The sequence below is a fragment of the Salinilacustrithrix flava genome (genome assembly GCF_041228405.1).
GTDB classification, from domain to species: Bacteria; Actinomycetota; Acidimicrobiia; order Acidimicrobiales; family Salinilacustritrichaceae; genus Salinilacustrithrix; species Salinilacustrithrix flava.
The window spans coordinates 150,876-163,581 of the sequence record NZ_CP133888.1 but is presented as its reverse complement, the minus strand read 5'-3'; the positions used below and the strand labels follow the sequence as shown (position 1 = coordinate 163,581).

The window sequence follows — 12,706 nt, the reverse complement described above, 5'->3', positions numbered from 1 at the left end:
GGCCATGGCCACGACCAGCCGGCGCACCGCCGGGATCCTCGCAACGACCGCTGGCGTCTCCATCTGGGGCGCGTCGTCGACGATGGTCAAGTCGATCGACGGCATCGACGCCACCGGCATCAGCTTCCACCGGCTCGTGCTCGGCGCCCTCCTGCTCGTCACGGTGCACCTGGCGCGCGGCGGTCGCATCACGTGGTCGATGCTGCGGATCAGCGCCCTCGGCGGCGTCGCGTTCGGCCTCGACATCGTCCTGTTCTTCAGCGCGCTGCGCGAGACCTCGGTGGCCAACGCCACCGTGATCGGGGCGCTGCAGCCGATCCTGCTCGCCCCGATCGGCGTGCGGCTGTTCGGTGAGCAGCTCGGCAAGCGGGTCGTCGTGTGGTCGCTCGTCGCGGTGGCCGGCACCGCCGTCGTCGTCCTCGGCGCCACGGGCGTGCCGGAGTGGAGCCTGCGGGGTGACCTGCTCGCAGTGGGTGCCCTCGGCTCGTGGACCCTGTACTTCGTGGCGTCCAAGCAGGCCCGCCGCCAGCTCGGCACGCTCGAGTACTTCACCGGCCTCTCCGTCGTCGCCTGCGCTGTGGTCGCCCCCTACGCCCTCGTCGTCGGTGCCGACCTGAGCCCGGCCGATGCCAGCGACTGGGTCACGATCGTGCTGGTCACGGTCTTCTCGGGGGCCCTCGGGCACGTGCTGCTCAACTGGTCCCACGAGCACGTCCCGCTCCAGATCGTCTCGCTGCTGACCCTGCTCGTCCCGGTCGTGGCCACCATCGGCGCCGTCACGTTCCTCGACGAATCGGTCAGTGCCCTGCAGTGGTTCGGCATGGCGGTGGTGGTCGCATCCCTCGCGGTCGTGGTGCTGGAGCGCCCCGCGAAGGAGCCACGAGAGGTCGGCGAGCCGGTCCCGACGTAGCCAGCGCGGCCGGCCCCTCGTATCGTCGTCCCGATGGACCTCCACGAGCAGATCCGCGAAGCCCTCGAGCTGCAGGCGATCGAGGCCGACGGTCCCGGTGCGGCCCAGGTGCTGCAGTCGGCGATCCTCGAGCACACCGGCATCGCGGTCGGCGACGCCCTGCTGGACGCGGCGGCCGTGGCGCTGCGTCGGATGGTGCTCGAGACCGAGGAGACCATGGTCGCCCCGGAGCTGATGACCCGCCTCGCCCTCGACGGCGCCGTCCCCGAGGACCGCATCGAGCTGCTCCTCACCACCATGACGATGGCGGCGGCCACGGCCGGGGGGATCCGCCCGTCGGTGGAGGCCCTGATCGGTGGCGAGGGCCTGGAGGACTCGATGTTCGGCCTGTGGCTCGGGCTCCTCACGATCGTGCGGGTCGTGGCGATGGCGCTGGACATGACCGAGGCCGAGCTGGTCGAGGACGTGCTGGTTGCGCTCGAGCCGTAGCGGCGCCGGCCGGGTGGTGCACCGCCCGGCGGTATGACAACGTCGCGCAGGTGCGAGTGGTCATCGGTCCGGTCAGTGCAGCGAGTGCCCTCGCGTGGCTCGACTACGCCGACGAGGTCATCGAGGAGCTCGGTGCCATGGCCCCGGGGGAGTGCTTCACCACCCCTGAGGTGCTCGAGGTGTTCCGCAGCTACGTGACCTCCTGGCGGAGCTCGGCGGCCGGCGACGAGCTCCTGTGGGAGCGCGACATCCCCGCTGAGCAGGTCGAGTACCACATGCACGCGTTCCAGCGGGTCGCCGAGGTCCTCGACCAGCGGGCCGAGGAGCGCGGGATGGCCTCACCGCCCGAGGGCGAGGACTTCTACGCCGCGATCCTCCAGGGCGTGCTGACGGCGCTCGACGCCGAGGGCCCCTCGAGCGCGGCCTTCGCGGAGCACCTCGCCGAGTTCTGGCCTGGCCGCGACCCGCTCGCCTGAGCGGGGTCCGCTACCCGGCGAGGGCCTGGGGGACCTGGTCGATCCGGCGTGCCGCGGTGGCCCACCGTCGCTCGGCCAGCACGCGCGCCAGGCGGGCGTCGGACGCGGCGTAGGCGTGCAGCGCCTCGCGGGACAGGTCGTGGATCCGCTCGCGGTCGACCTCGAGGGGTGCCAGCCCGACGAAGCGGGCGATGGATTTGAGCGAGCAGGAGATGCGCAGGGCCGGCCCGACGTCGTCGCGGTAGACGCGGTACGCGTCGAGGTGCCCGTGGCCGTGCCACGCTGCCCGGTAGCAGCAGTCGTGGCCGGGGAGGGGGTCGTGGCGGTGGCGGATGCTGGGGTCGGGGACCAGCTGCAGGCCGAGCCGGAGCCGCCACCGGACGGCGCGGTCGGCGATGAAGGGCAGGTCGAAGGCGGAGCCGTTCCAGGTGGCCAGCACGCCGGGCGCCAGCTCGCCGAGGCGAAGGTCGAGCTCGGCCAGCAGCTCGTCCTCGGGGCCGTCGAACAGCTCGTCGCCGAGCTCGGTCGACAGGGCGACCGCAACGATCCGGGACACGTTCGGATCGAGTCCGTCGACGGTCGTGTCGGTCTCGATGTCGAGCCCGTAGATCGGAAGTCGTCGCATCCGCTACCCCCCGGTTCTGCTGGGCCGATGGTAGGGACGCGCCGCGCCCCACCGGTGGATCCCCGCTCGCCGTGACCGCGAGCGACCTCAGCGGAGGCCGGGGAGGGGCAGCTGGAGGAGCTGGCGGATCCGCTCGGACACGTCGGGCGTGAGCGGCTGCTCGAAGCGGTCGATGACGAAGGACAGCGCGAGCTCGCCGTCGCTGGCCTCGACCTCGTCGAGGCGGGCGCTGCGGGGCAGCGGGGGGAGGGGCAGGTAGCCCCGGAGGAAGCGGACCAGGGTCGTGGGCACGCCGAGCAGGGAGGCCTTCGTCGGCCGCAGCTGCACGAACCCGCCGACGACGGCGGGCATCGTGACCACCTCGCCCATGCGGACGCCTCCGAAGCCGGTGGTCGTGACCACCCCATCCTCGGTCAGCTTCAGCCGGAACGGGAGGTGCAGGTCCCGGGTCCAGCGGTCCACGTTCTCCTGGGAGACCACCGAGGTGAAGCCGACCGGCTCGGCCACCAGCACCGGGGGCAGACCCGGCTGGACCCGGACGTGCTCGGCGCGCACGATGAAGCGATCGATGACGAGTCCGGCCACGGCGTAGGCGGGCAGCTCGAGCTTGACGAGGTCGATCTCGCCCCGGAGCAGCCCGGTCGGTGAGATCTTCAGCTCGGGACGGAGGGGACGTCCGAGCGCGGCCTCGGAGACGACGTCGAGCAGCGCCACGAACAGGTCGTGCGCGGGCCGGTAGGTGGCCGCCTCCTCCGGGGTGGGGATCCGCGGCCGCTCGTCGGCGGGGTCAGGGCCGGGGGAGTCGGAGGTGTCGGGCAACGGAGGGGATGCTACGGACCTCCGGCGGGAACCGGTCGGATCGCCCGGGCCCGGATACCTAGCTGGCGGCGCGGCGCCGGGCGCCGACGGGGTTGGGGACGGGGAAGCCGGCGCGGGTGCGCTCCTCTTCGTTCTCGCCGCCCCAGTACCCGAACTCGCGGCGCTCCCGGGCGAAGTCCCGGCACGCGGTGCGGGACGGGCACGCCCGGCAGAGGTCTGCCGCCTTGGCCTCCCGGCGGGCCCGGGCCTGCGGTCGTTCTGCCAGCGGCGCGAAGAACAGGCGGGTCTTGCCCGCGCAGGCGGCCTTGGCCATCCAGTCCTGCCCGGCCCAGCTCCCCAGTGCGACGACGTCGTCCACAGCCCTTCTCCCCATGCTCTCGCCGGCCGATGGCCGGCTGGTCCCTCTCGGTCGTTCGACCACGGCAGTGGGCTGTACTGCGCGTGGTCGAACGACCACCAAACTACTGCCGGTGTTTCCGCTGGTACAGAGGGTGAGGAGAATGCGGCAGATGCGGCATTTGCCTAGAGCAGTCTGGCGGCCAGCTCGGCCAGGGGGGAGCGCTCGCCCCGGAGGAGCCGGACGTGGCCGAAGCAGTCCTGGCCGGCGAACGCGGTGACCAGCGCGGTGAGCGCGTTGGTCTGCTCGGACAGGAAGGCGGCGTCGATCTGGCTGGTGTCGCCGGTGAAGACCACCTTGGAGTCGGCCGCGATGCGGGTGAGGATCGTCTTGCCGACCTGGGGCGACAGGTTCATGGACTCGTCGATGATCACGAAGCTCGAGTGCAGGGTGCGGCCCCGGAGGTGGGTGACCGACTCCATGGTGAGCTGGCCCCGGGCCCGGATCTCGTCGAGCACCTCGGCGGCGTCCTCGCGCTGGCGGCGGCCGGTGTGGTCCGGGCCGGTGAGGGCGTAGACCGCGTCGGTGATGGCCGCCATCCACGGGTCGAGCTTCTCGTCGAGCGTGCCCGGCAGGTAGCCGACGTCGGCCTTGCCGACCGGGACGACCGGTCGGTACACGCAGATCCGGGAGTAGCGACGCTCCTCCACCACCTGCTGCAGGGCGGCGGCCACGGCCGTGAGGGTCTTGCCCGTGCCGGCCGGGCCGTCGAGGGCGACGACCTTGACGTCGTCGTCGAGCAGCAGGTCGAGGGCGAAGCGCTGCTCCTTGTTGCGGGGGCGCAGGTCCCAGGCGTGGTGGTCGTTGGCCACCAGCTCGAGGCCGTGGGCGTGGCGGCGGACCAGCGCCGACTGGCTGCCGGCGTGGAGCACGCCGAACTCGTTGACCCGCAGCGCGGCGACGACGTCCTCGGTGCCGGGGCCGTCGAGGTCGCCGGCGTAGATCGAGTCCACCACCGCCGGTTCCACCTGGAGCTCGCGCCACCCGTTCTCGCCGTCGCCCTGGCGGAGGTCGTCCAGGGGGTTGTGCTCGCAGGAGTCGAGGCCGAACGTGGCCGCCTTCACCCGCATGCCGGTGTCGTTGGAGACGAGGCGGACCGATCGTCCCGCGTCGTAGTGCTGTCCGAGGGCGGTGCCGATGATGCGGTTGTCGGGCTTGTCCGGGTCGAGGCCGTGCTCGCGCAGCAGGCCCACCTGCACGCCGTTGAGTGCCACGCGCAGCGTGGCGCCGCCGGGCAGCGGCTGGGGCGTCTCGAGGTCGCCGCCGCCGTCCACGCGGATCCGCTCGATGCGGCGCAGCACGTCGCGCGCCGACATGCCCACCGAGTCGAGGCGCTTCTTCAGGCCGTCGAGCTCCTCGATGACCGTCAGCGGCACGACGAGGTCGCAGCCCGGGTAGCCGAGCAGCACCCCCTCCGGGTCGGCGACGAGGGCCGACGTGTCGAGCACGACCTGGGTGCGGGTGGTCTCGTCGAGGTCGGGGAGCATCGGCTCCTCGGGCGCGTCGATGACGAGTGCGGGGTCCGGGGTCATGCTGCCTCCTGAGGGCGCAGGGCACGGCTGATCGCCGGGGCCGAGGATCGGCCGGGTCGTCGTGCCAAGGAACGGACGAACACTGCTGTCGATCATGGTCCTGCGCGCGAGCCCAGGCGCGGATGGTGTGGCGTCGTTCACACGCCGTTCATCGCGCCGGTCCCCTCGAGGTGCGATCGCAGGTCGAGCGCGTCGACCACGGCGTGCCCGTACCAGTCGTTGTTGAAGTACGCGTAGACGTCGATGCCGTCGTCGAGCCAGGCCGCGAACCGCTCGGCGTCCCGTGCCATCCGTTCGGTCCCGTAGCGGCCGTCGTAGGGCCGGTTCAGCGCGTCGGGCCCGTGGTAGCGGACGTAGGTCCAGTCCGTCGTGAGCACCTGCGGGTGGTCGGCGATCAGGTCGTGCAGGCACAGGGCCGCGCCGTGGCGGGCGAGGGCGTCGAAGGTGTCGTCGTGCACCCAGCTCGGGTCGCGCAGCTCGACGGCCCAGCGGATGTCGCCGGGGAGGCGCTCGAGGACCGCCTCGAGGCGCGCCACGTCGCGGTGCCAGCTCGGTGGCAGCTGGAAGAGGTTGGGGCCGAGGTGGTCGCCGAGGCGACGGATGCGGTCGAGGTGGCGCGGCAGCCAGATCTCGGGGTCCTTCAGCTTCTTGCGGTGCGTGCAGAACTGGCCGACCTTGGCCGCGTAGGTGAACCCCGGCGGAGCCTGCTCCCGCCAGCCGTCGACCTTCTCCGGCGTGGGCAGGCGGTAGAAGGTGTTGTTCAGCTCGACCGTGTCGAAGCGTTCGGCGTAGTGGGCGAACCAGGTCCGGGCCGGGGCCTTCTCGGGGTACACCGGCCCGCGCCAGTCCTTGTAGGACCACCCCGAGCAGCCGATGCGTGCCTGCGCCACGTGCTCCCCGTACCCGTCGCCAGCGGGCAGGATGCCGCCATGGCCGCGTGCACGTTCTGTCGCATCGTCGCCGGCGACGCGCCGGCGCACGTCGTGCTGGACGACGACGTGGCCGTTGGCTTCCTCGACATTCGACCGCTCTTCCCCGGCCACGTCCTGCTCGTGCCCCGGGACCACGTCGAGGTCCTGCCCGACCTGCCGGCGGCGCTGGTCGGGCCGCTGTTCGAGCGGGCCCAGCGCATCGCCGCGGCCATGGTCGAGGTGCTCGGCGCGCAGGGCAGCTTCGTGGCCCTGAACAACACCGTCAGCCAGAGCGTCCCGCACCTGCACGTGCACGTCGTGCCCCGGACCAAGGGTGACGGCCTCCGGGGCTTCTTCTGGCCCCGCACCGGCTACGACTCCGACGAGCACGCCGCCGTCGTCGCCGCCCGCCTCCGGGCCCACCTCGCCTGAGCGGGATCTCGATCAGGCTTCGAAGGTCACCTGGGGCCGCCCGCCGGTGACGACCAGCGTGGCCGGGATGCCGAGCAGGTCGAGGGCGTCGCCCTGCCAGTCGCGGGACACCACGGACACGACCTCGCCCTTGTGCTCACCGGCCAGGATCGTGAGCTCGACCGCCACGCCGCCGCCCTCGGCCTCGTCGGCGTCGAACACCAGGGCGTCGTAGGTTCCGTCCTCCAGCACGCTCGGGAGGCTAGGTGGCCACCCTCGGTCGTGGTCGGTCGATCGGTCCCCTCGCTGGTCGCGGCTCGCCGGTTGTCCGCTGGACCGTTGCCTGAGCGCCAACTCCTGCTCGCCACCCGTTCAGGACCGCTTCCTACGTTCCGCCCCATGACCCCACCCACACGAAGCCTGCGGCGCGGGCTGCCAGCCCTCGCCGCCGCCACCCTCGGCATCACGCTCGTCGCCACCGGACTGCCCGCAGGCGCCAAGCCCGGCTCGGAGCGGATCACCCTCGAGCCGATCGGCACCTACGTCGGGCCCGAGAGCGAGTTCGACACCAGCGCTGCGGAGATCGTCGCCTACGACGCCGGGACGGAGCGGCTCTTCGTCGTGAACGCCCAGGCCGGCCGGATCGACGTGCTCGACATCTCGGCCCCGGCGACCCCGGTGGCGGTCGGCACGATCACCGCCGAGCTCGCCGAGGACGGGGCGGAGATCAACAGCGTCGCCGTTCGTGATGGCCTCGTCGCCGCCGCGGTGCAGGCTCCGGACAAGCACGCGCCCGGTTCCGTGGAGCTCTTCGACGCTGTGAGCCTCCTGCCCTTCGGGACCCCTCTCGAGGTCGGAGCCCTGCCCGACATGCTCACCTTCACGCCGGACGGCGCTCGGATCGTCGTGGCCAACGAGGGGGAACCGAGCGGCTACTGCGACGGTGACATCGACCCCGAAGGCTCGATCAGCATCATCGACGTCGACGGTCTCACGGTGGCGACGGCGGACTTCCATGCGTTCGACGGTCAGGCCGATGCACTGCGCGACGCGGGCGTCCGGATCTTCGGCCCGGGCGCCAGCGTGTCCGAGGACCTCGAGCCGGAGTACGTGGCGATCGACGCGGACTCGACGACGGCCTGGGTCTCGCTGCAGGAGAACAACGCGCTCGCGATCGTCGACCTCGCGACCGCCACGGTGACCGACATCGCTCCGCTCGGTCTCAAGGACCACTCGCTGCCGGGCAACGGCCTCGACGCGTCGGATCGCGATCCGAAGGGCGACTCGACCATCAACATCGCCACCTGGCCGGTCAACGGCATGTACCAGCCCGATGCCATCGACGCCTACGAGCACGGCAACAAGACCTACATCGTGTCGGCCAACGAGGGTGACGCGCGCGAGTACGACTGCTACGTCGAGGAATCCCGGGTGAAGGACCTCGAAGACGACTTCGGCTACGTGCTCGACGGGTTCGACGACGACATCGACGCTGACGAGAACCTCGGGCGACTCACTGTGACGACCTCGTACTACGGCGAGCCTGGTCCTGTCGACGACCTGTACAGCTTCGGTGGGCGGTCGTTCTCCATCTGGGACTCGGCCGGGGAGCTGGTGTTCGACAGCGGCGACCAGTTCGAGCAGATCACGGCAGCGCTGCTGCCCGAGGACTTCAACTCGAACAACGACGAGAACGGGTCCTTCGAGAGCCGGAGCGACAACAAGGGTCCGGAGCCGGAGGGTGTCGAGATCGGCAGGGCGTACGGCAAGACGTACGCGTTCATCGGGCTCGAGCGGGTCGGCGGCGTGATGGTCTACGACATCACCTCGCCGAAGAATCCCTTCTTCGTCACCTACGTCAACAACCGTGACTTCGGCCAGGACGCCGAGACCCCCGAAGCCGGTGATCTCGGCCCGGAGGGGCTCACCTTCATCCCGGCCGCCGACAGCCCGAACGGCAAGCCGCTGCTGGTCGTCGGCAACGAGGTGAGCGGGTCGACGACGATCTACGAGATCGCGGGGCCTGGCAAGGCCCGCTGAGCCGATGTGCGGGTGCGTCGCCGTCCGGGCGGCGCACCCGCAGGCCCGGTGCCAGACTCGGCGCCATGGCCGTCATCGTCGTCACAGGTGCGAACTCCGGCATCGGCCGGGCCACCGCCGTCCACCTCGCCGCTGCCGGCCACACCGTCCACGGGGCGATGCGCGACCTCGGCAAGGGCGGCAAGCTCCAGGACGAGGCCACCGCCGCCGGCGCCACCGTGCAGCCTCTCGAGCTCGACGTGTCCGACGACGAGTCGGTGCGCACGGCGATCCAATCCGTGCTCGACGCCGAAGGGCGCATCGACGTCCTCGTGAACAACGCCGGCCTCGGGTACAACAAGGCCGTCGAGGAGATCGACATCGCCGAGGGCAAGCAGGTGTTCGACGTCAACTACTGGGGCGTCGTCCGTTGCACCCAGGCCGTGCTGCCCGGGATGCGAGCGCAGGGCAGCGGCACGATCGTCAACGTCTCCTCCGTCGCCGGCCGCCTCGCCGCCATCGCCCAGGCGGTGTACGCCTCGTCCAAGTGGGCGCTCGAGTGCCTCAGCGAGAACATGGCCCAGGAGCTGGCGCCCTTCGGCATCCGGGTGAAGGTGATCGAACCCGGTGTCACCCGCACCGCGCTGCTGGCGAAGCACCAGGAGCTCCATCCCGAGTCCCCCTACGCGGACGCCTACCGGCGCATGTTCGCGTTCTACGCCGCCGGCATCGAGGCCAACGTCCGCCCGTCGGAGGTCGCCGAGGTCGTGCAGCAGGCGATCGACGACGACTCCGCCCGCCTGCGCTACGTGTGCGCCTACGCCGGGGACGAGCTGGGCGACGGCCGGGAGGGCGTGAGCGACGAGGAGTGGCTGGCGCTCGGCGCGGCGGCGAACGACGACGAGTACTTCGAGCGCTTCGAGCGGGCGTTCGGCCTCGACATCCGGGCCGGCGACTTCCGCACCGACGAGCAGCGGGCCGCGGGGCTCTGACGGCACGAGCATGAGCCTGCGGGGACATCTGCTCGTCGCCGAACCGACGTTGGACGACCCCAACTTCGCCCGCACGGTCGTGTACCTCATCGAGCACTCCGAGGGCGGCGCGCTCGGGCTGGTGCTCAACCGGCCCGGCGAGGTGCCGGTGCACGAGGCGGTGCCGTCGTGGGCCCCCTACGTCGATGGGGTCGGCATGGTGTTCGTCGGCGGGCCGGTGAGCCCGGAGGGGGCGATCTGCCTGGCACGGTGCCGCAGCGCCGGACCGCAGGAGAGCCTGTTCGAAGGCACCCCCGAGCACGAGCCGACCGCGCTGTTCAAGCCGATCACCACCACGATCGGCGCGGTCGACCTGCACGGCGATCCATCCGACGCCCCCGGCGGCATCACGGCGCTACGGGTGTTCGCCGGCTACGCCGGCTGGTCGGGGGGCCAGCTCGAGCTCGAGCTCGAGAGCGGCGGTTGGTACGTCATCGAGGCCGAGGACGACGACGTGTTCACCGACACCCCCGAGCGCCTGTGGCGCGACGTCCTCCGCCGCCAGCCCGGCTCGTTGCGGTCGGTGGCGTACTTCCCGCGGGACCCTCGCTGGAACTGACTAGCGGGCTGGGACATAGGATGCTTCTGTGTCTCACGCCGTGATCGAACCCCAGACAACGCCCATGGGCGAGCACGACCCCGTGGCTCGTGCGCTGCTCGAGGAGTCCCTGTCCGGCATCGGCCTCGCCGCCGCGGGCGCCAACGTCATCATGCAGCTGTCGATGCTCCCCGTCGGCCACGGCGTGGCCTCGAGCCGGGTGGACAGCGGCCGGGTGGACGAGCACCCGATCAAGCGGGCGCGCACCACGCTGGCCTACCTGGCCGTGGCGCTCCTCGGCACCGACGACGAGCGCGAGGCGATGCGAAAGGAGATCGACGGCCAGCACCGCCAGGTGCGCTCCCGCCCCGGCGATCCGGTCCGGTACAACGCCTTCGACACCGACCTGCAGCTGTGGGTCGCCGCCTGCCTCTACAAGGGCACCCAGGACATCGAGCGCGTCGCGGGCGTGCGGCGCACCGAGGAGGAGGCCGAGCGCATCTACCGCTACTGCGCCCGACTCGGCACCACCCTGCAGGTGCGCCCCGAGCAGTGGCCCGCCGATCGAGCCGCCTTCGCTGCGTGGTGGGACGAGAAGGTCGAGCAGATCGAGATGGACGACCTCACCCGCAGCTACCTGCAGGGCATCGCCAAGGCCGACTTCCTCGGCCGGCCGTGGTCCACGTTGCTCGGACCGCTCGCCCAGCTGCAGGCGGTCGGCTTCCTGCCCGAGCGGTTCCGGGCCGAGCTGGGCCTGCCCTGGACCGACCACCACCAGCGGGCGTTCGACGCGATGATGCGGGTGTGGGCGGCGGCCGACCGCCGGCTGCCGGGGCCCATCCGGCGGTTCCCCTTCAACGCCTACCTGTGGGACACCCGGCGCCGCATCCGCCGGGGCCGGCCGATCGTCTGACGCCCGACCGCGGGTCAGCAGACGTTCAGCAGCTCTGCACGTCGTCGTCACCGAGGCGTGACCGGCCGTCCACGACGGCTCCGTACGTTCCCTCCATGGCAGATTCCCTGATCGATCGGTTCGGTTTCGGCAACCGCCGTGCGGTGGCCAACGCGATGCGCGACTCGCAGCGTCGGGAGGCCGAGGACCGGATCCTCGCCGACCTCGTCGCCGGTGTGTCCCACCGTGAGCAGGTCAGAGCCGGTCGATCTTCTTGAACCCCTCGCCGAGGGGGCAGCTGCCGAAGCGGCCCCACTCGGCCAGGCGCTCGCGGATGCGGTCGGCGAACGCCTCCCACTGCTCGTCGGCGGCGGGGTCGTCGAGCGCCACGCCCATCGTGGTCTGGAACTGCGACTCGTGTGCTCGCAGGGCCGCCAGCTTCGCGTCGAGGTCCCGGTCCTCGAGGGCCTCCACGTGGTCGGGCTCGTCGGCCTCCCACAGCAGGGCGACGTCGGGCCGGTGGTGCTCGAGCTCCTGCTCTGGGAAGAAGAGCGGGTCACGCGCCGCGACGATGCCCTCGACGGCGAGGAGGCCGGCGTGGCGGTGGTCGGGGTGGAGGCGGTAGCGCTTCCACGGGTCGTGACCCAGCACCACAGCGGGGCGCAACCGGCGGATCCAGTAGGCGACCTGCCAGCGCTGGCGCAGCGAGGAGTCCAGCTCGCCGTCGGGCCAGCCGAGGAAGGCGACCTCGCCGGTGCCGCCGAGCGCCTTCGCCGCGGCGCGCTGCTCGACCTGGCGGGTGGCGACCAGCTCGGCCGGGTCCTGGTGCGGATCCCACGTGCCCTTGGACCCATCGGTGCAGATCAGGTGGTGCACGACGCAGCCGGCGGCCGCCCACTTCGCCAGCGTGGCGCCGGCGCCGAACTCGACGTCGTCGGGGTGGGCGCCGATGGCCAGCGCGGACGCGGGCACGGGCAGGTCGCGGCTGACGCCGGTGGAGGCGCCGGGCGGGGAGGGCGTGGGCAGGTCGGGGGTGCTCATCGGATCAGTAGTGCGCCGGCAGCGCGAGGTCGGCGGGGTGGTCGACGTCCCAACCGAGCCGGGCGTCGCGGACGATGCGCACCGGGAGGTCGAGCCGCAGACCCTCGGCCCGGTGGCGGTCGAACGAGCCGGCGCCGTAGGAGAAGCGGAAGCCGGCGGCGGCAGGGACGGCGAGGACGTTGGTGCCGTCGAGGCGACGGTCGGGCACGAGGGTGACCCCCGGTGTGGCCGCGACCCAGGCGAGCGAGGTGGCCAGCGGCAGGTCCGAGTGCGCCACCACGACCGTGTCCACGCCGCGGTCGGCCAGCTCGGCGACGCCGGCCTGGACGGCCCCGTTCAGGCCGAGGCCCGGGGTCCAGATCACGTCGGCGCCGGCGGCCTCGGCCCACGTCCGCACGTCGACGTCGTCGCAGACCACCGAGACCGGGAGGGGAGCGGCAGCCGCCAGCACGATGCCGGCCATGTCCCGGGCGAGCTCGGCCCGGGCGGCGGCGTCCAGGTGCTCGGCGAGGCGCACCTTGGCCCGGGTGAAGTCCTTGACCGGGACGACGACGGCGATGGGGGGTGCGGCCATGCAGGGCGCAGTGTAGGGACGCCCACCCTCGCTCGGGACCC

The 12,706-nt window shown here is 72.0% G+C and carries 17 protein-coding genes; 9 read left to right on the top strand and 8 right to left on the bottom strand.

Translation table 11 applies throughout. The features are described from left to right. Positions 1 to 4 precede the first annotated feature (4 nt). Genes RGQ06_RS00855 through RGQ06_RS00845 form a run of 3 tightly spaced genes read left to right on the top strand, consistent with a single transcriptional unit; the run spans position 5 to position 1,875 of the window. Positions 5 to 910 (top strand): DMT family transporter, encoded by a 906-nt coding sequence (locus RGQ06_RS00855; RefSeq protein WP_432428328.1) that lies wholly within the window; start codon positions 5 to 7, stop codon positions 908 to 910. Between the two features lie 33 nt (positions 911 to 943). Beyond that, complete coding sequence (locus RGQ06_RS00850) at positions 944 to 1,399, top strand: hypothetical protein (protein ID WP_432428327.1); 456 nt, start codon at positions 944 to 946, stop codon at positions 1,397 to 1,399. A gap of 50 nt (positions 1,400 to 1,449) precedes the next feature. Next, positions 1,450 to 1,875, top strand: a complete 426-nt coding sequence (locus RGQ06_RS00845) for a hypothetical protein (RefSeq protein ID WP_432428326.1) — start codon at positions 1,450 to 1,452, stop codon at positions 1,873 to 1,875. A 10-nt stretch (positions 1,876 to 1,885) separates the two neighbouring features. On the opposite strand, the gene RGQ06_RS00840 is transcribed toward RGQ06_RS00845, so the two are convergent. The 5 genes from RGQ06_RS00840 to RGQ06_RS00820 all read right to left on the bottom strand — a co-directional run bounded on the left by RGQ06_RS00840 (position 1,886) and on the right by RGQ06_RS00820 (position 6,138). After that, positions 1,886 to 2,500 (bottom strand): ribonuclease H-like domain-containing protein, encoded by a 615-nt coding sequence (locus tag RGQ06_RS00840; RefSeq protein ID WP_432428325.1) that lies wholly within the window; start codon positions 2,498 to 2,500, stop codon positions 1,886 to 1,888. An 87-nt stretch (positions 2,501 to 2,587) separates the two neighbouring features. Further along, entirely contained in the window at positions 2,588 to 3,319 is a 732-nt protein-coding gene (locus RGQ06_RS00835; protein WP_432428324.1) for a hypothetical protein, read from the bottom strand. 58 nt (positions 3,320 to 3,377) lie between these two features. Next, the gene (locus tag RGQ06_RS00830; RefSeq protein WP_432428323.1) at positions 3,378 to 3,677 is read right to left on the bottom strand and encodes a WhiB family transcriptional regulator; all 300 of its coding nucleotides are present in this window, start codon (positions 3,675 to 3,677) and stop codon (positions 3,378 to 3,380) included. A 164-nt stretch (positions 3,678 to 3,841) separates the two neighbouring features. Beyond that, positions 3,842 to 5,248: a PhoH family protein gene (locus RGQ06_RS00825; protein WP_432428322.1), complete on the bottom strand. Its 1,407-nt coding sequence runs from the start codon at positions 5,246 to 5,248 to the stop codon at positions 3,842 to 3,844. 137 nt (positions 5,249 to 5,385) lie between these two features. Next, on the bottom strand, positions 5,386 to 6,138 hold the full coding sequence (locus RGQ06_RS00820) for a DUF72 domain-containing protein (protein WP_432428321.1): 753 nt from the start codon (positions 6,136 to 6,138) through the stop codon (positions 5,386 to 5,388). Positions 6,139 to 6,177: 39 nt separating this feature from the next. On the opposite strand from RGQ06_RS00820, the gene RGQ06_RS00815 reads away from it, so the two are divergent. Further along, positions 6,178 to 6,591, top strand: a complete 414-nt coding sequence (locus tag RGQ06_RS00815) for an HIT family protein (protein WP_432428320.1) — start codon at positions 6,178 to 6,180, stop codon at positions 6,589 to 6,591. Positions 6,592 to 6,603: 12 nt separating this feature from the next. On the opposite strand, the gene RGQ06_RS00810 is transcribed toward RGQ06_RS00815, so the two are convergent. After that, on the bottom strand, positions 6,604 to 6,822 hold the full coding sequence (locus tag RGQ06_RS00810; protein WP_432428319.1) for a hypothetical protein: 219 nt from the start codon (positions 6,820 to 6,822) through the stop codon (positions 6,604 to 6,606). 87 nt (positions 6,823 to 6,909) lie between these two features. Between RGQ06_RS00810 and RGQ06_RS00805 the strand changes: the two genes are divergently transcribed. The 5 genes from RGQ06_RS00805 to RGQ06_RS00785 all read left to right on the top strand — a co-directional run bounded on the left by RGQ06_RS00805 (position 6,910) and on the right by RGQ06_RS00785 (position 11,328). Beyond that, complete coding sequence (locus tag RGQ06_RS00805; protein ID WP_432430692.1) at positions 6,910 to 8,610, top strand: choice-of-anchor I family protein; 1,701 nt, start codon at positions 6,910 to 6,912, stop codon at positions 8,608 to 8,610. A 65-nt stretch (positions 8,611 to 8,675) separates the two neighbouring features. Then, on the top strand, positions 8,676 to 9,581 hold the full coding sequence (locus tag RGQ06_RS00800; protein WP_432428317.1) for an SDR family oxidoreductase: 906 nt from the start codon (positions 8,676 to 8,678) through the stop codon (positions 9,579 to 9,581). A 10-nt stretch (positions 9,582 to 9,591) separates the two neighbouring features. Further along, a complete protein-coding gene (locus RGQ06_RS00795) occupies positions 9,592 to 10,179 on the top strand; it encodes a YqgE/AlgH family protein (protein ID WP_432428316.1) in 588 nt (195 codons plus the stop codon). A gap of 64 nt (positions 10,180 to 10,243) precedes the next feature. Then, entirely contained in the window at positions 10,244 to 11,071 is an 828-nt protein-coding gene (locus RGQ06_RS00790; protein WP_432430691.1) for an oxygenase MpaB family protein, read from the top strand. Positions 11,072 to 11,166: 95 nt separating this feature from the next. Next, the gene (locus RGQ06_RS00785; RefSeq protein WP_432428314.1) at positions 11,167 to 11,328 is read left to right on the top strand and encodes a hypothetical protein; all 162 of its coding nucleotides are present in this window, start codon (positions 11,167 to 11,169) and stop codon (positions 11,326 to 11,328) included. Here RGQ06_RS00785 and RGQ06_RS00780 read toward each other — a convergent pair. Both RGQ06_RS00780 and cofC read right to left on the bottom strand, forming a co-directional pair. After that, positions 11,306 to 12,091: a PIG-L deacetylase family protein gene (locus RGQ06_RS00780; protein WP_432428313.1), complete on the bottom strand. Its 786-nt coding sequence runs from the start codon at positions 12,089 to 12,091 to the stop codon at positions 11,306 to 11,308. The two genes, RGQ06_RS00785 and RGQ06_RS00780, sit on opposite strands and share 23 nt — an antisense overlap. 4 nt (positions 12,092 to 12,095) lie before the next feature. Further along, a complete protein-coding gene (gene cofC / locus RGQ06_RS00775) occupies positions 12,096 to 12,665 on the bottom strand; it encodes a 2-phospho-L-lactate guanylyltransferase (protein WP_432428312.1) in 570 nt (189 codons plus the stop codon). Positions 12,666 to 12,706: the final 41 nt, after the last annotated feature.